16 protein-coding genes are annotated in these 15835 nt (G+C 64.6%); 9 read left to right on the forward strand and 7 right to left on the reverse strand.

Features of this window, described 5'->3' with window-relative positions:
* The first annotated feature begins 402 nt into the window (after positions 1–402).
* The 5 genes from ABD927_RS24055 (at position 403) to ABD927_RS24075 (ending at position 4890) form a co-directional block, all read left to right on the forward strand.
* Positions 403–1284 (forward strand): recombinase family protein, encoded by an 882-nt coding sequence (locus ABD927_RS24055; RefSeq protein ID WP_345252430.1) that lies wholly within the window; start codon positions 403–405, stop codon positions 1282–1284.
* A gap of 65 nt (positions 1285–1349) precedes the next feature.
* Entirely contained in the window at positions 1350–1979 is a 630-nt protein-coding gene (gene parA, locus ABD927_RS24060) for a ParA family partition ATPase (RefSeq protein WP_336063278.1), read from the forward strand.
* Entirely contained in the window at positions 1976–2212 is a 237-nt protein-coding gene (locus tag ABD927_RS24065; protein WP_336063277.1) for a plasmid partition protein ParG, read from the forward strand. Before parA ends, ABD927_RS24065 begins: the two co-directional genes overlap by 4 nt.
* Before the next feature lie 62 nt (positions 2213–2274).
* Positions 2275–3384, forward strand: a complete 1110-nt coding sequence (locus tag ABD927_RS24070) for a replication initiator protein A (RefSeq protein WP_345252431.1) — start codon at positions 2275–2277, stop codon at positions 3382–3384.
* Positions 3385–4281: 897 nt separating this feature from the next.
* Complete coding sequence (locus tag ABD927_RS24075; RefSeq protein ID WP_345252433.1) at positions 4282–4890, forward strand: DNA-binding protein; 609 nt, start codon at positions 4282–4284, stop codon at positions 4888–4890.
* A gap of 158 nt (positions 4891–5048) precedes the next feature.
* On the opposite strand, the gene ABD927_RS24080 is transcribed toward ABD927_RS24075, so the two are convergent.
* The 4 genes from ABD927_RS24080 to ABD927_RS24095 are packed head-to-tail and all read right to left on the reverse strand — an operon-like array spanning position 5049 to position 8472.
* Positions 5049–5420: a hypothetical protein gene (locus ABD927_RS24080; protein WP_345252435.1), complete on the reverse strand. Its 372-nt coding sequence runs from the start codon at positions 5418–5420 to the stop codon at positions 5049–5051.
* 11 nt (positions 5421–5431) lie between these two features.
* Entirely contained in the window at positions 5432–7942 is a 2511-nt protein-coding gene (locus ABD927_RS24085) for a type IV secretory system conjugative DNA transfer family protein (protein WP_345252436.1), read from the reverse strand.
* 31 nt (positions 7943–7973) lie between these two features.
* Positions 7974–8198 (reverse strand): conjugal transfer protein TraD, encoded by a 225-nt coding sequence (locus ABD927_RS24090; protein ID WP_208090843.1) that lies wholly within the window; start codon positions 8196–8198, stop codon positions 7974–7976.
* Positions 8199–8220: 22 nt separating this feature from the next.
* The gene (locus ABD927_RS24095) at positions 8221–8472 is read right to left on the reverse strand and encodes a TraC family protein (protein ID WP_208090844.1); all 252 of its coding nucleotides are present in this window, start codon (positions 8470–8472) and stop codon (positions 8221–8223) included.
* A gap of 192 nt (positions 8473–8664) precedes the next feature.
* Here ABD927_RS24095 and traA point away from each other — a divergent pair, with 192 nt between their 5' ends.
* The 4 genes from traA (at position 8665) to ABD927_RS24115 (ending at position 13587) form a co-directional block, all read left to right on the forward strand.
* Positions 8665–12024 (forward strand): Ti-type conjugative transfer relaxase TraA, encoded by a 3360-nt coding sequence (gene traA / locus ABD927_RS24100; RefSeq protein WP_345252439.1) that lies wholly within the window; start codon positions 8665–8667, stop codon positions 12022–12024.
* 17 nt (positions 12025–12041) lie between these two features.
* On the forward strand, positions 12042–12398 hold the full coding sequence (locus tag ABD927_RS24105) for a hypothetical protein (protein ID WP_345252440.1): 357 nt from the start codon (positions 12042–12044) through the stop codon (positions 12396–12398).
* A 68-nt stretch (positions 12399–12466) separates the two neighbouring features.
* Positions 12467–12685 carry a hypothetical protein gene (locus ABD927_RS24110; RefSeq protein ID WP_166479527.1) on the forward strand — a complete coding sequence of 73 codons (219 nt, stop codon included), beginning with the start codon at positions 12467–12469 and terminating at the stop codon, positions 12683–12685.
* Positions 12682–13587 carry a S1C family serine protease gene (locus tag ABD927_RS24115; RefSeq protein WP_345252441.1) on the forward strand — a complete coding sequence of 302 codons (906 nt, stop codon included), beginning with the start codon at positions 12682–12684 and terminating at the stop codon, positions 13585–13587. Before ABD927_RS24110 ends, ABD927_RS24115 begins: the two co-directional genes overlap by 4 nt.
* Positions 13588–13629: 42 nt before the next feature.
* Here ABD927_RS24115 and ABD927_RS24120 read toward each other — a convergent pair whose 3' ends face one another.
* The 3 genes from ABD927_RS24120 to ABD927_RS24130 all read right to left on the reverse strand — a co-directional run.
* Complete coding sequence (locus ABD927_RS24120; protein WP_345252442.1) at positions 13630–13962, reverse strand: helix-turn-helix domain-containing protein; 333 nt, start codon at positions 13960–13962, stop codon at positions 13630–13632.
* A gap of 3 nt (positions 13963–13965) precedes the next feature.
* Positions 13966–14829 carry an NgoMIV family type II restriction endonuclease gene (locus tag ABD927_RS24125; RefSeq protein ID WP_345252444.1) on the reverse strand — a complete coding sequence of 288 codons (864 nt, stop codon included), beginning with the start codon at positions 14827–14829 and terminating at the stop codon, positions 13966–13968.
* Positions 14829–15835: DNA cytosine methyltransferase (locus ABD927_RS24130; protein WP_345252446.1), on the reverse strand; the 1007-nt coding region annotated here is incomplete at its 5' end. The genes ABD927_RS24125 and ABD927_RS24130, both read right to left, overlap by 1 nt.

Raw genomic sequence — 15835 nt, forward strand, 5'->3', positions numbered from 1 at the left:
CTCATGTCGTTTGTCTCGTTGTTGAACGGCGCGGCTTCCTGGCTGCCGGCGGGGAAAACATATCCGCCTGCAAGCCCCCTTGATGGCGGTCGGCATACGCCTGCATGAATTCACGCAGCACCTCCGATGCGTGCCGGTTTTCAGCCCGGCAGGCTCTTTGGAACGCCTCCCGGAGTTCCTTTTCGATGCGGATGCGGAGGCCTACGTTCTTGCATGGCATGGCGTGGATTATTGCATGGATACACCTTTGTGTATCCAAAAATCTAGCCGGCTTTGTCGCATTAGTCCTATATTCCGCGACACCCTGCCCTGACCCGCTTCCCTTGGCGTTTCATGTCGCGTTTATCAGTCGCGTAATGCCGCGTATCATACTGATATTTGCGACACGCCAAGGGGGAGCCCATGCAGATCGGTTACGCCCGCGTCAGCACCGACGCCCAAGACTTGACCACCCAGCGCGAGCTGCTGGCCGCCGCCGGCTGCCAGCGCATCTTTGCCGAGAAGATCACCGGCACCCGCGCCGACCGTCCCGAGCTGGCGCGGATGATCGATCACCTCCGCGCCGGCGACGTGGTGACGGTCACGAGCCTTGACCGGCTGGCGCGATCCACCCGCGATCTGCTGGACATCGCCGAGCGGCTGCAAGCCATCGGCGCAGGCCTGCGCAGCCTGTCGGAGCCCTGGGCGGACACGACCAGCCCGGCCGGCAAGATGGTTCTGACAGTCTTTGCCGGCATCGCCGAGTTCGAGCGTTCGCTGATCGTTGAGCGCACCCGGCGCGGCCGCGAGGCGGCCCGGCGGCGCGGCGTGCAGTTCGGCCGCAGGCCTGCCCTGACCCCGGCGCAGATCGAGCACGCCCGCGAGCTGATCGACCGTGACGGCCGGACGGTGAAGGAAGCGGCCGAGCTGCTGGCCGTGCATCGTTCGACCCTTTACCGGGTGCTGGCGCGTGGCGAGGAAGTGACAAAGACCGACGCCCGCCGACGGGCCGTCGATGATGAACGCCAGGAAGAAGGTCCGGCATTCCTTGATGACGAAGGCCCGGCGAATGACCTGCCGCTGCCGCCGTATCGAACGCAGAGCCTGCCGCAAATCCTGGCGGCCCTGCCCGATGACGAGCTGGCGAGCTGGCCCGGCGAGCTGGCCGACCAAGAGCGGGAACGCCGGCGGGTGCGGGCGCTGACCCCCGGCGAGCTGGCCGGGCTGCGCGAGGACATGGCCGAGGCCTCCGCCTGGATGCGGGCCGAGCTGACCCGGCGGCGAACCGAAAAAGGCCAGCCCTGAACCGCTTGCATGTTTTACGATTTTCCGTAAAATAACAATCACGCAAACGCGGAAAGGTTGAAAACATGATTATCGGACTCTTGAACCAGAAAGGCGGGGTAGGCAAAACCACCCTTAGCGTGAACCTGGCGGCCAGCCTGGCCCGCACCGGGGCGCGGGTGCTGCTGATCGACGCCGACCCCCAGGGCAGCGCATTGGATTGGGCCGCAGCCCGCGAGGGCGAGCCGCTGTTTTCCGTGGTGGGCCTGCCCAGGGCGACCGTCCACAAGGAAATCGGCCAGATCGGCCACGGCTACGACCACATCATCATCGACGGCCCCCCGCGAGTTACCGACCTGGCACGGTCGGCCATCATGGCCGCCGACGTGGTGCTGATCCCGGTGCAGCCTTCGCCCTACGACATTTGGGCGGCTGACGAAGTGGTGAAGCTGATCGACGAGGCCCGCGTCTACAAAGAGGGCCTGAAAGCCGCTTTTGTGGTTAATCGCAAAATCGCAAATACGGCAATCGGCCGCGACGTGGGCGAGGCGCTGGCGGCCTATCCGGTGCCGGCGCTGGCGGCCGCCATCACGCAGCGCGTGGTGTTCGCCGAAGCGGCCGCGCAAGGGCTGGCCGTTCATGAGATTGACCAGGAAGGGCCGGCAGCGGCCGAGATTGAGGCCGTAGCGGCCGAGCTGATGGAGTTCGCACGATGAGCACGAAGAAGATTTCGATTGGCACCAAGCCGACCGCCAAGCCCGCGCCGGTGGCGGCCGATGCCTGGGTGGAAAGCCGTGTTCCGGCCGAGGGGCCGGAGCCGATGAAGCGCCTCACCATCGACGTGCCGGAGAGCCTGCACCGCTCGATCAAGGCGCAATGCGCAATGCGCGGCACAAAGATCGCCGACGAGGTGCGCGAGCTGCTTTTGCAGAAATACGGACAATCGTAAATGAGCATTTGCGATGCTTTAGCCGCTAAATGGCGGCGGCCGAGCAAGTAAAAGGGGAGCACATGACCAAGCGCAACAACGGCCCGCAGCAGATCGGCAGCTTGATAACCGACGACCTGCTAGGGCGCATCGAGCAGATGCGAGAGCAGAGCCAGCGGCGGCGCATCGAGGCGGCCGCCAGGCCGGGTGAATCCTGGGAGCAAGCCGCCGCCAGACTGCGCGAGGAAGAAGCTAGGGCCGAGCGTGAGCGCGGTTCCGGCTCCGTTAAATCGGCCCCCCCCGCATCGAGCATCCGAAAGCCGCCGAGGGGAGACGAACAGCCGGACTTCTTTGTCCCGACGCTCTATGACGTTGGCACCAAAGACAGCCGCAGCATCATGGACGTGGCCGTGTTTCGCCTTTCCAAGAAGGACAGGCGAGCGGGTGATGTCATTCGCTATACCCTGCCCGACGGTCATGTCACCGTGTCGGCCGGTGCGGTTGGCATGGCTTCGGTGTGGGATTACGACCTGGTGCTGATGGCCGTGTCCCACCTTACCGAAGCCATGAACCGCTACAGGGAAGGGAAGGGAGCGAAGCCTGGCCGCGTGTTCCGGCCGCACGTTGCGGACGTGTTGAAGTTCTGCCGACGAGCGGACGGCGGCAAACAGAAAGATGACCTGGTGGAAACCTGCATCCGGCTCAACACCACGCACGTTGCGGTTCAGCGCACCAGGAAGGCCAAGAACGGCCGCACGGTGACGGTATCCGAGGGCGAGGCCCTAATTAGCCGCTACAAGGTCATCAAGAGCGAGAGCGGCAAGCCCGAATACATCGAGATCGAGCTGGCCGATTGGATGTACCGCGAGATCACCGAGGGCAAGAACCCGGACGTGCTGACCGTGCATCCCGACTACTTCTTGATAGACCCAGGCATTGGCCGTTTCATCTATCGCCTAGCTCGCCGCGCAGCGGGCAAGAGCGCCGCAAAGTGGGCCTTCCAGACGATCTACGACCGCAGCGGCAGCGCAGGCACGTTCAAAGAGTTCTGCCGCCTGCTGCGCAAGATCATCCAGGCCAACGACTTGCCGGAGTACGAGCTGCGCGAGGAAGCCGGGCAGGGCGGCCCGCTGCTGGTGATGACCCACCGCGACCATGCCGATGCAGAGCTGCCACCGCCTGCCGGTGTGTAATGTACGGAGGGAGAGGGCCACGAGTCCGCCAAAAGTTTAGCTAAACCCCGCTTTGACTGGTTCCGACCCTTTGACCTGTGGATAGCCCGTACTTTGCACACCGGAACCCGTACATTACCCACCCGATTCCGTACTTTGCACACCGGAACCCGTACATTACACACCTGGCACATTCGTAACCCATTGATTCATAAGCGAAAAATCGCACTTTTCCCGGCTAAAACTCTTTAAAACATATTAAAACTCTTAAAACCCGCCTGGCTTGTGCATAAGTCTCGGCCAAATCGAACCGCCGCAAGCGCCCTACGGGCGCGCCTACCCTCCGGTCGCTTCGCTCCCTCCGCCCCGCCGCTTCGCGTCGGCCTATCGCGGCCCGGTGGCCGCTCAAAAATGCCTGGCCTGCGGCCAGTGACTCTTACCAGGTCGCGGCAAGCCGCGACGGTGCCAGCTCCACCCCCTCAGCCCAAACCAAGCCCCTGCGCCGCCTGAAAGGCCGCTAAGGGTTTGTCAGTAAAGGATCGAGGCAAGCCCACCGCCTGCGCCCATCCTGAACGACTGCGCTGCCTGCAAGGCCGTAAAGGTTGAACGCCAAGAAGGGGGCGGGGAGCCGCTGCAACGGTCTACGCACCGGAGCAGGGCAAGAGCCGCCAGAATCGCGCCACACGACGCGGAAGGGGTCAGCCAAGGGGTCACCCTACCCCCACCCCTGAAAACGCCTCTGTGGGCGTTCTATGCGGTCGGCATGTTCGGGCGGGTTCCCAGGGGCCGGAGCTGGGCCGATCCGCGACCAGGTGGCGGCCGGTGTAAGGCTTGGCGAGTTGTAGCCTTGTAAATTGTAGTATGTAGTAGTATCATACAACATACTACAACGCTACATTTCATACAGGAGCAACCGCTATGGCAGTCACGAAAGAGCAGATTTTTTCCGCCGCCGACGAGCTGGCCGCCGCCGGCCAGAAGCCCACGCTTGAAGCAATCCGGCAGATCACAGGCGGGAGCTACACCACCATTTCCCCGGCGCTCAACGAATGGAAGGCACGCCAAGCCACGGCAGCGCAGCCGTTGCGCGAGCCAGCGCCCCAGGCCGTCGCCGACCGGCTGGCCGAGGTCGGGGCCGAGGTGTGGGGCATCGCCCTGGAACTGGCAAACGCCCGCCTGGCGTCCGAGCGCGAAGCACTAGACAAGGCCCGCGCCGACCTGGAAGCCGACAGGGCCGAGGCGACCGAGCTTGCCGACCGCCTGGCCGCCCAGGTCGATGACCTGCGCACGGAGCTGGACAGGGCGCACCAGGACGCCGACCAGGCACGTCAGGCGCTGGCCGAACAACTGGCGGCGACCCAGGCCGAACGCGACCAGGCACGCCAAGAGGCTGGCAAGGCCCGCGAGGAAGCCGCCCGGCTGGCCGGTCAGCTCCAGGCGCACCAGGAGCAGATCGCCGCGTTGCTGGCCCGGATCAACCCGGCCGAAAGCAAGCCAGCGAGCACCAGGAAGAAAGGTGGGGAGTAAGACCGCCCCTCAAGTGTCAATAACCCCCCCGGCACCATCGAGAGGGGCCAGGCACTTGAAGGCAGGGCACGAAAAGGCCCGCACATGGCGGGCCTGATATTGACACTTGAGGGGCGGGGGATTTTAGCCGCTAAAGCGTAAAAGCGTAAAACATCAAATCATTGTTTGATGTTTTCTTTACGGCGTTGCCGGAATGCCGCTAGGTCGATCACGTCAGCCGTGCGCCTGGCGGCCGTTTGCACCGGGGCCGGAGGTTGCCGCGACGGCCGGAAAAGTTCAGCCAGGAACGACCAGGCGAAGATGAACGGCAGTAGCGGCAGCACCAGGACGAAGCCCACCAGGCGAGCCAGGCCGACGCCGAGCGGCCGCAGGAACGCCAGCGGCCGGCGCAGCAGATCGACCAGGAAGCCGCCGACCAGCCACACCGGCGCAGCCAGAACAAACACCGCAGCGAACAACGCCGGGAACAGCCGGCGCAGGAACCACGCCAGGACGATGACACCGACAACGGCCGCGATGATGCCCGCCATGCGTCACCCCCTTAGCTGTGGTAAGGGTTCGGGTCGAACAGGCCCGCATACTCTGCATCGGTGAGGTAGTTCAACCGATCCAGCAGGTACGGCCGTTCGCCACGCACCAGGACAATCGGCTTTTCAGGCCCCAGGCGCATCACCTCGTCAGGCGTCAGCAGCTCGCGCCCGGTGAATTGCTGGCTTGTGCCGGTACTCTTGCCCCGGTTCATTGAGCCGCCACCGGCCGACAGGCCGCTACCGCTATTGCGCCCGGTGTTCTCCGTCTCAAATTCGACAGTGGCTTTGCCTAGGCTGTCGCTGATGTACTTGGCCGTGTCGTAGTCATCCGTCCCGTAGAAGGACTTGGCGCTGTTCGCTAGGAAGGTTTGCCACTTCGGATAGACCCCCTTGAGCTGCGACAGGTCTTGAATGAACACCCAGAAGGCCAGGCCGTAGCCGCGCAGCAGCGAAACGGCGTCCTCGATCTGTTTCATGTAGCCGAGCTGGCCGAACTCATCGAGCAGGAACGCGACCCGGTGTGCCGGCTGCACATTGCTCGACGTGATCGACGCAATCACAGAGCTGATGAACAGGCGCAGGAAACGGGCATTCGGGCCGATGCGATTGGCGGGCATGACCAGGTACACGGTCATGGCCGTGGACTTGATTTCCGACAAGTCGAAGTCCGAGCGCGACAGCGCGGCCGACACTCGCGGGTCATCAAGGAACGCAGTATTGCGGCGGGCCGTTGAAAGCACCGAACCGCGTTCCTTGTCGCCCATGCCCATGAGGGTGTTTGCCGCCCTGGCGGGGATGCCGAAGGCGGCCGTTTCATCCGCCGCCATCATGCCCAGGAGGTCGAAGAACTCCGCTTCCCCAGCGGTCAGCAAGCGCCGCAGCTCGCCCAGGTGCCGGCGTTCCACGTCATCGAGGCCGGCGACGTAGAGCATAAGGCCCTGCAAGAAGTTCTTGGCCGACTCATCGAAATGTACGCCGTCGCCCTTGCTTTCAGCGATCACCAGGGCGTCGGCTAGGATGGCCGATTCACTCACGCAATCTGGGTTCCACACATCAAGGCGATCCAGGACATTGAAGGCCGCGCCGCCATCGCCATTGACGGAGAACGGATCAATGACATGCACGGCCTGGCCGAGCGCCCGGCGGGCGCGAGCCGTCACGGCCGCGTTTTCGCCCTTCACGTCGAGCACCAGGCAGGAACCGGGATACTCCAGCAGGTTCGGAATGACCGCCCCGATGCCTTTGCCGGAGCCGGTAGGCGCGACGGTCACGACATGGCCGGTAAAGCGGAAACGGGCATCCAGCCCAGCCGGCGCATCGGGCACACGCGCAAGAGCGAAGCCGCCCGGCTTGCCAGGCGCGACCAGGTGGCCGCCCTGGCGGATTTCATCGACCGTTCCCCAACGGGCCGAGCCGTGCGAACCCAGCGGATGCGTGCTGCTGTTATCGACCGCCGCACCGGCGGCCGCAACTGGCCCGGACGGTTGCACCTGGCCGCGCAGGTTTTCAATCGTTGCGCCGAGGATGCGCAGCCGCTTTCCTGTCGGAGACTCCGCGCCGACCAGGCCCGCGAGCCAGCCGAACACCCGGCCCGCGTTCAGATACGTTGCCACTGTTCCGGCGACCGTCGCAGCGAGGATGAACCAGCCCGGAATGAACGGCGCGAACACGAACAGAAGCAACATGCCGACCGATGGAACGAGGAAGGCCAGGCCAACGGCCGTGCCGACCGTCACAGGGTTCTGCCGCCGCTTGTGCGCCAGCCACGCGCCGACAAAGCAGACCGTGACCAGGTAGAACAACCAGCCACCGAAAGCCGCCTTGATGCGCTCGCCGAAACCGCCGAAATAGCCGCTCAGGGTGGTTCCCTGGAGCTGTTCGTTTCGCTCAGCAATTCGGGCGTCCGTGTTCGCCCGATACTCTGCAAGAACCTTGTCCGTCTCCACGGCCGCCAGGCCGCGCACGAACTCGACGCCCCGCGTCACCGACTGCTGAACTACATTGACCCCGGCCGTAGCCGCAGCCGCCGGGCGCTCGCCGTCAAGACCGGCAATCACGCGCTCGCTGAACGCCTCCAAGCTGTTCGCAGTGCCAACGCCGGCATTCTGTAGGAAGTACGCAAGATCGGAGCGGTACAAACTGACAATCGGTGCCGCGCCGGTGGCGGTTCGGTTCGCCATTGCGGCCGTTTCCATCTCTTTCAAGATCGGCAGAAGCTCGGCCCACTTCTCCCGGTATGCCTGCCAATCGCCGGCATTGGTTGCTATCGACAAATCTTGCTGCCCTAGGTCGAGCGTTTGCAGGCGTTCTTGCCACGTCTGATAAGTGGAGTTCTGCGCGTCGCAGACCCGCGCCACCCAGGCGTCAGCATCGGCGTCACCGAAGAAGAGACCGCCTTCCGTCGCTGGGTCGCAAGCCGGAAAAATGTTCGCGTGGGCGGGAGCCATCGACACGCACCAGGCCCCAAAAAACAGGGCAAGAATAGCGGCCCAAAGCCGTTCAAGTATGTCTCTCAAATCCATGATTTCACCTCTCTGTCAGGCAAAAAAACGGCTACAGATGGTTGCCGCCATCCGCTCCGTTATCGTCAGAAAAAGCCCTGTCGCCGGCCTCACGAAAACGCTGTAAGGCAGCTTCGGCACTAGGACCGTTTAGCGCGTTCGCAGCAAGCGTCAGCGCCCCTAGCACGACCGCCGCCGGGTAGTCGGCCATCCCCGCTTTGACGACCAAGCCGCCAAGCTGAATCTTGCGCCGTGCGTCCTCTCTCCTGGCGTTCATCCGAAACCTTCCTAGCTCGCGCTCAGACCGCGCCAGGCGCTGCCGAAGGCGATGCAGCTTGCTTGCTTTCCTGGCCGCGAAACTTCGAGGCGATGGCCTCGAACTCCTTTCTCAGCGTGTCGTCGTCTAGGTCGAGATCAACAAGGCCAGCAGCCAAGGCAATCTTGCCGATCCGTTCAGCCGACTTTGCTTCTAGCTCGGCCAGCTCGGCCTTGATCTTTTGAAGCTCCGCGACCTTTGCCGCTTTGCGTTCTGCGAGTGTCTTACGTGCCATCGTATGCGCTCCTATGTTTGTGGTCGGAATTGCACCCATGATCTTACCAGTTGCACCACTGGTAGGGAAGGCACGGCGGTGGTATAGTCATGGAGCGAAGCGAAATGCGCACTTACGGGTTGCTGCGCAACCCTCATGCGGCCGGGGATACCCCGGCACCCCTTTTTAGCGGCTAAAACGCCAAGGGAAGATATGGCGATCTATCACCTGAACACGCACACGATAGGACGGGCGGCCGGGCATAGCGCCGTGGCTGCTGCCGCCTATCGGTCTGCGTCGAAGCTGGTAGATGAGCGCACCGGGGAAGTGTTCGACTTCACCCGGAAAGGCGGCGTCCTGTCGGCCGAGATCGTCACGCCCGCAGGCGTGCCGGTTCCCGAGCGCGGCGCCTTGTGGAATGCCGCCGAAGCCGCCGAGAAGCGCAAAGATGCGCGAGTGGCCCGCGAGTGGCGGGCGGCCCTGCCGCACGAGCTGAACGAAGCCGACCGGCGCGAGCTGGCAACGCGCATGGGGCAGGCTATCGCCGACCGCTACGGCGTTGCCGTGGATGTCTGCATCCACGCCCCGGACAGGGAAGGCGACGACCGGAATTTTCACGTTCATATGCTGGCGACCACGCGCACTATTCAGGCCGATGGAACGCTGGGCGCGAAGGCCATCATTGAGCTGGCGAACAAGGATCGGCAGAAGGCGGGCATTCCTGGCACCAGCCAGGGCGACATTACCGACATTCGCCGCGAGTGGGCTGAGCTGACAAACGAGGCTTTGGAGCGGGCCGGCATTAGCGCCCGCGTCGATCACCGCAGCTATGCAGATCAGGGCGTGGAACTCACGCCAACCAAGCACATCGGCAGCGATGCCGTGGCGATGGATAGGCGCGGCCTGGAAGCCGACCGCATCGACATTCACAACGCCGACCGGCAGGAGCAAGCCCGCCAGATTGCCGAGCGGCCCGAGATCATCCTAGACAAGCTCACGGCCACGCAAGCGGTATTCACGCGCCGCGATATTGCCGCAGAGCTGAACCGCTACATTGACGACGCCGAGCAGTTCCAGGCGCTTCTAGCGAAGCTGGAAAACTCGCCGCACCTGATCGAATTGGAGCCGGCCATAGGCCGCCATCCGGCCAAGTTCTCTACCCGCGAAATGATCGACACCGAGCGGGCGATGGTCGATAGCGCCGAGCGCCTGGCGAGCAGCGGCCAGCACGGCGTTTCCGAGCGCATCGTAAGTGCCGCGATTGACGGCGCGGGCACCCTATCGGCAGAGCAGCAGAACGCCGTCCGGCACGTTCTCAAGCCGGGCAGCCTGGCCGTGGTCATCGGCGACGCCGGCACAGGCAAATCTTTCTCGATGAAGGTTGCACGCGAAGCGTGGGAGGCGGCCGGCTATAACGTGCGTGGCGCTGCCCTGGCCGGCAAAGCGGCAGATGAATTGCAGGCGGGCAGCGGCATCGACAGCCGGACGATTGCGAGCATGGAACTTGCCTGGAAGAACGGCCAGGACAAGCTCACTTCCCGCGACGTTCTTGTGATCGACGAAGCCGGCATGATCGGCAGCCGCCAGCTTGGCCGCGTGCTGAAAGCCGCCGAGCAGGCCGGGGCAAAAGTCGTCCTGCTGGGCGACGACAAGCAGCTTGCCGCTATCGAAGCCGGCGCAGCATTCCGGGGCGTGGTGCAGCGCGTCAGAGCGGCCGAAATCACAGAAGTGCGCCGGCAGAAACACGCCTGGATGCGCGAGGCCGGCCAGCAGCTTGCACGCGGCTCCGTTGCGGATGGCTTGGCGGCCTATGCCGAGCGCGGGCATGTGCAGATTCACGACAGCCGCGAGGCCGCACGCGAGGCCCTGGCGGCCGCGTATGTGGGCGACCAGGGCAAGGGTAGCCAGATCATCCTTGCGCACAGCAATAAGGACGTGCAGGCGCTCAATGAAGCCGTGCGCCAGGCCCGCAAAGAACGCGGCGAGCTGCGCGGCACGGCCCGCTTTATGACCGAGCGCGGCGGCCGGGAATTTGCCCCAGGCGACCGCATCGTGTTCCTGAAAAACGACCGCGACCTTGGCGTGAAGAACGGCACTCTTGGCACCGTCGAGCATTCGGAAGATGGAAGCCTGGCCGTGCGCCTGGACAGCGGCGAAGCCCGCCGGTTCCAGGCCGCGCAATATGCGGCCGTCGATCATGGTTACGCCGTCACCATCCACAAAGCCCAGGGCGTCACGGTCGATAGGGCTTACCTGCTGGCGACCCCCGGCATGGATCGCAGCCTGGCCTATGTTGGCATGACCCGCCACCGCGAGGCCGTGACCCTGTTTGCCGGCGCTGATGACTTCACCGACCGCCGAGCGGGCCGCCTGGTCGATCACGGCGCAGCGCCCTACGAGCACGACCCGAAAAACGGCCTGTCCTACTTCGCCACGCTGGAGAACGACAAGGGCGAACGGCACACCATTTGGGGCGTTGATTTGGAACGTGCCATTGCCGACAGCGGCGCACAGATCGGCGACCGTATCGGCCTGGCGCATGGCGGCGCTCAAACCGTGCGCCTGCCCGATGGGCGGATGGTGGAGCGCAACACCTGGCACGTGCAGACTGCCGAAGAACTGGCCGCCGGCAAGTTGGCCCAAGTGATGGGCCGACAGCGGCCGAAGGAAAGCACGCTCGACTATCTGCCAGACTTCGCAGAACAGCGCGGCTTCGACGGCGAAAGCGTGTTGCGGCGCTGGGTCGAGCGCGGCCGGGCCAAGGTGGCCCACCTGGCGGGCCGGATGCGCGATGCCCTGCGCCGAGGCTTGGAACGCCACGGCCGTCCCGATCTCATGCCGGCCACCGACATTGCCGGCAAGCCAGCCATGCCGCAGCAGCAGGTCGAGAGCACGCCAGAGGACGAGAAAGCACGCAAGGCGCGGGAAATCGCCGAGCGGTTCCGCCAGAAGGTGGCCCAGGAGCGCGGCGAGCTGGCCGCCTCGCAGCAGCGCCCGCAAGCCGAGCAGCAGGCCCCCGACGCCCTGGCCGGATTCCGGGCCAGTGTCGAGCGTGCCGAGGCCGCAGGCGGCGGTCTGGCGCTGGACGTGGCGAAAGCGCAGCTTGCCGTCGCCCAGGAGTTCCAGGCGGCCGGGAAAGACCCACGGCACCACGCGGCGGCCATCATGCAGGAAGGCCAGCGCCGGGCCTTTGCTGGCCTGTCGCAGCCGTCCCAGGCCAAGGCCGAGCCGGAGCGCCCGGCGGCCGTCCAGGTCAGCGAGCAAGACCGCAAACGGGCCGAGCTGGCCGCACGCCAGGAAGTCGGACAGTTCAAGGCGCTGGCCGTGAAGCGGCAGGCGGGCTTTGCAGGCTACACCGACCGCAACCCGAGCGCCTGGCGCGAGCTGCCGGCCGAGCTGCGCGAACGCATCGAGCGGTTCAACGCAATGCCCAAGGAGCGCCAGGCCGTCGAGCTGGACAAGATGCAGCGCGAGCTTGCCGACAGGTATGCACGCAACCCGCAGGAGATCACGCGCAGCCGGCAGCGGCAGCGCGAGCAGGAGCGCGGCCGCGATAGCGGACGCGGGTATTGACGACAGGAGGAAAGACGATGAGCGAAGAACGCACCGAGCCTACAAACGACGAGCTGGCCGCCAGTTACGCCAAGCAGATCGAGCAGGCGCAGGCCCGCCGGGAAGCGAAGGACATGGAGCGCCTGGAGCGCCACGGCCAGGCCGCCGCCCTGGCGGCGCAGAGCATCGAGGGCCAGAGCTTCGAGCTGGACGCCGGCCAAAAGGTCGAGCTGAACGAGATCAACGGCCAGCAGGCAAAGACGCTGGCAAAGGAATTGAACCGGGACAACGAGAACGGCGACCAGGTGAAAGCAGCCAGGGCGCGGGAGATCGCCGAACGGTTCAAGGAGAAGGCGGCACGCGACCGGGAGCAAGCCCGCAGCTTTAGCCGCTAAAGCGGTGCCCAGGCCGGCGGCAACCGGACCTGGACACCTGACCACGACCACCTGACAGAGAGGTGAACATGGCTACTTCCAATGTTACCGGCGGCACCCGCCGCGAGCTAACGAAATATCGGATTACCTTTGCCCTTTCGCTGGCCGTCCTGATCGGCACCGGCGTCGTGTTCTGGCACGCATACCGGACGCACGCCGGATGGCTCAATGCCGGCGACGTGGCCGTGCGCGATGCCATCATGGACGGCACCATCCAGCCGCCCGCCGACCAGGAGGGCGCACGATGAAAGCGCAGACCTGGCGACGCGCCGCCCTGGCGGCCTACATCCTGGCGGGCGCATCCTTGACCGTGGCGGGCTACACCGTCGCCACGACCGAGGCGAACGCAAACGCCCTTTACCGCTTCGCCGAACATGACAACGACGCCTATTCAGCCCGGAGCCGGAGCATTGCGGAAGGCATCACCGCCGCCGCCTTGCGCGGCCCAGGCGACGGCGTGCCTGATGCCGCAGACTGGCCGCGCATCATCCCCGAAGTCATGCCGTCTGCCGTGAACATTGCCGCCCTGCCCGTTGTCACCAGGCCGGACGATGAAAGCCGCGTCTGGCTTGTTCCTGGCGTTCAATCCAACCTGGCGACGGCCGCCCTTGGCGCTGTCCGCTTCTGGCTGAAAAGCCGCGACCAGGAGCCGCGCCACTGGCAGACCATCGGCAGCGGCGCGTTTATCGCAGATGGCCGGTATGTCCTTACCGCCGCCCACGTCATCGACGGCAAGAGCGGCTATCGCGTGCAGACAGCCGCCGGGCGCTGGCTGGATGCTGAGGTGATCGGCCTTGACCTACGGCGCGACGTGGGCGTGTTGCGCGTCAGCGAACCCGGCCAGCCGATCAAGACCGGAACCATGCCAATTCAAGGCCAGCCGGTATTGACGATTGGCGCACCTGGCGGCCGTGGATTCAGCGTGAGCGCGGGCATTGTGAGCCGGTATGCCGCAAGCGCCAGGTTCTCCGCTGATGAAGCACTACAGATCGACGCGGCCGTGACGGGCGGCAATTCCGGCGGGCTTGTCGTCAACGCGAGAGGTGAGGCGGTCGGCGTGGTCAGTCATTCCGATGCCGCCTTTACCCAAGCCGTGCCGATCGGCACCGCCTTGGCAGTTGCCCGCGAGCTGATCGAGCGCAGCCGGTAGAGTTGCACCAGGAACGACAAGGGCGGCCAGTGGCCGCCCTTTTCATTTTTCGATGCTCGACGCGAGGCGTTCCAGGTCATCGACAGAATACGCCCGGAACCGGCCGGCCAGCAGCTCGCGCAGCTTGGCCGGCGTCATGTGCAGGGCAGCCGCCGCTTGCTCGTGCGACCATTGCCGCGCCTCGATGGCGACAGCGATCCGGGCCACGCACCGCGCCTTGACCAGCATTTCGTCGGCGTTGTCGTGCCCAAGGTCGGCGTAGACGTTCCCGCTGCCTTCGATCATGGCCCGCGCCGCGACTTCGCGTGCGTGCTGAATATAGGCCGGGTCGGCCGTGGCTTCGGCCTCGTCCTGTTCGCGCTGGCCGCCCGTCATGGCTCACACTGCCAGGTCAAGCGGCAGGTCTGAAATGTCCTTCAGGCGCTTGCCATCGACCATCACGGCCAGCATGTCGGCCGCGTCGGTCATGCCCAAGGCTTCTACCGTGGCTTGCAGCTCATACAGGGCGAAGTGATACACGCAATCAATGTCCCCGGTGCCCAGGGCGATGGAGGCAAGGCGGCTCGGTGTTGGTTCGGCCGTGACGACCACGACATGAGGCAGACGGCCTTTGCGGTTGCGCACCAGGTTCAACGCTTCCGATCTTGCGTTTTGCGCCCGGTCGCTGCGTATCGTCCACTTGCAGGAAATGCTTGCATGCAGCAGCGGCAGGCCGCCGTTTTTCTTCCGCAGGCTGGCAAGCGTGGTCACGCTGTCATCGACCAGGCACGCCGGCGCATTGATGGCGCTGTCGTCCTCGGTGTCGCGCACGACCACGATATCCGGCGTGATGGTGTAGTCGCTCCCAAGAGCAGCAGCCAGCTCGGTATCGGCCTTGGCTGCACGATCCAGGGCGACTAGGTGCGCATATTGCTCATACTTCGCGATTTCTAGGCGGTTGCGGCCAGAGACTTGATGCACATCCCAAGCTCCGGGTCGCAGGTGACCCAGCTTAAGAAAGGTTTCCCGCACGAACGCCGCGCAAATGCCCTCGAACTGGTTGCCCGAGGTTTGTCCGGCAATTCGCTCGCCAATAGTTTCGGCTTTGAGAAGATCGGCAATGCCTTTGGCAATCGCCTTGCTTGTTGTGTTGTTGCCGTCTGCGTTGCTGACGATTCCGGCGCTGTTGATGGTCAAGGTTGATTGCAGCAGCGCGGCATGAAACGCCTTACGAGCTTCGGCGAACTCAGCAGATATCGTCATCACGCTACCTTGAAAATGCGCTTCACGGACAGCGCCGCGAAGATTTGCCGGGCTACAGCAGCAGCGACCGGCGGCGGGAAGGCATTGCCAATCTGGCGATAGGCGGCCGTCTTGCGGCCGGAGAACTGCCAGTCATCCGGGAAACCTTGAATCCGTGCCGTCATGCGCGGAGTCAGGCGGGGCATCCCCACGAAGTCACGCGGCGGGGCTTCGTCCCACAGCCCCATTCCATCGACGCCGAGAGCGGCCCAGGCGCGTTTGGCGCGGGTCGGCCCGAGGTCGGGGCCTCCGTGCTTCTTGGAACCGCCGACCAGGGTCGGGGCGATGCTATTGGCTTGTTCGCGCCAGCGGTCAGCGCCGCGCCAACCGTTGGCCTTCATGAGATCGTGCAGCAGCTCGCCGACTGTTGCGGGTTCGCCCTTGAGCGGTTCCGGCCAGGAGAACCCGGCCGCAAGGTCTTTGCGGATGCCCACGAAAACCACGCGCGGCCGTAGCTGCGACACGCCGAAGTCGGAAGCATTGAGCAGCCGCCATCCCGGCACATAGCCCAGCTTCTTGAGCTGTTTTTCGACCTTGTTCCGGTAGTCATCAAAAACCGCATCAAGCAGGCCGCGCACGTTTTCCAGCATCACCGCTTGAGGGCGGCACTCATCAACCAGGCGGATTGCCTCGGGGAACAAGTCGCGCTCGTCTTTCGCGCCAAGCTGCTTGCCGGCTTTGGAGAACGGAGGGCAAGGAACGCCGCCCGCGACCAGATCAACGCCCTTGTAAGGCTGCCCGCTGAAACGGCGCAGATCGTCCTCGATGACGTTCCAGGCAGGACGGTTCAGCCGCAGCGTGGCACACGCGGCCGGCTCCAGCTCGACCAGGGCGGCATGATCGAAGCCAGCCATTTCGAGGCCTAGAGCCTGCCCCCCGGCACCCGCGCAGATTTCCAGTGAAGTGAATTGGCTCATGTCGTTTGTCTCGTTGTTGAACGGCGCGGCTTCCTGGCTGCCGGCGGGGA

Origin of the sequence: Pigmentiphaga soli (genome assembly GCF_039541095.1) — a bacterium.
Taxonomy (GTDB): domain Bacteria; phylum Pseudomonadota; class Gammaproteobacteria; order Burkholderiales; family Burkholderiaceae_B; genus Pigmentiphaga; species Pigmentiphaga soli.

Excerpts from the sequence above, each read along its gene's own strand:
- ABD927_RS24115 (WP_345252441.1), top strand. The coding sequence starts at position 12,682 with ATGAAAGCGCAGACCTGGCGACGCGCCGCCCTGGCGGCCTACATCCTG.
- ABD927_RS24055 (WP_345252430.1), top strand. The coding sequence starts at position 403 with ATGCAGATCGGTTACGCCCGCGTCAGCACCGACGCCCAAGACTTGACC.
- ABD927_RS24065 (WP_336063277.1), top strand. The coding sequence starts at position 1,976 with ATGAGCACGAAGAAGATTTCGATTGGCACCAAGCCGACCGCCAAGCCC.
- ABD927_RS24125 (WP_345252444.1), bottom strand. The coding sequence starts at position 14,829 with ATGACGATATCTGCTGAGTTCGCCGAAGCTCGTAAGGCGTTTCATGCC.
- parA (WP_336063278.1), top strand. The coding sequence starts at position 1,350 with ATGATTATCGGACTCTTGAACCAGAAAGGCGGGGTAGGCAAAACCACC.
- traA (WP_345252439.1), top strand. The coding sequence starts at position 8,665 with ATGGCGATCTATCACCTGAACACGCACACGATAGGACGGGCGGCCGGG.
- ABD927_RS24085 (WP_345252436.1), bottom strand. The coding sequence starts at position 7,942 with ATGGATTTGAGAGACATACTTGAACGGCTTTGGGCCGCTATTCTTGCC.
- ABD927_RS24105 (WP_345252440.1), top strand. The coding sequence starts at position 12,042 with ATGAGCGAAGAACGCACCGAGCCTACAAACGACGAGCTGGCCGCCAGT.
- ABD927_RS24080 (WP_345252435.1), bottom strand. The coding sequence starts at position 5,420 with ATGGCGGGCATCATCGCGGCCGTTGTCGGTGTCATCGTCCTGGCGTGG.
- ABD927_RS24075 (WP_345252433.1), top strand. The coding sequence starts at position 4,282 with ATGGCAGTCACGAAAGAGCAGATTTTTTCCGCCGCCGACGAGCTGGCC.
- ABD927_RS24110 (WP_166479527.1), top strand. The coding sequence starts at position 12,467 with ATGGCTACTTCCAATGTTACCGGCGGCACCCGCCGCGAGCTAACGAAA.
- ABD927_RS24095 (WP_208090844.1), bottom strand. The coding sequence starts at position 8,472 with ATGGCACGTAAGACACTCGCAGAACGCAAAGCGGCAAAGGTCGCGGAG.
- ABD927_RS24120 (WP_345252442.1), bottom strand. The coding sequence starts at position 13,962 with ATGACGGGCGGCCAGCGCGAACAGGACGAGGCCGAAGCCACGGCCGAC.
- ABD927_RS24070 (WP_345252431.1), top strand. The coding sequence starts at position 2,275 with ATGACCAAGCGCAACAACGGCCCGCAGCAGATCGGCAGCTTGATAACC.
- ABD927_RS24090 (WP_208090843.1), bottom strand. The coding sequence starts at position 8,198 with ATGAACGCCAGGAGAGAGGACGCACGGCGCAAGATTCAGCTTGGCGGC.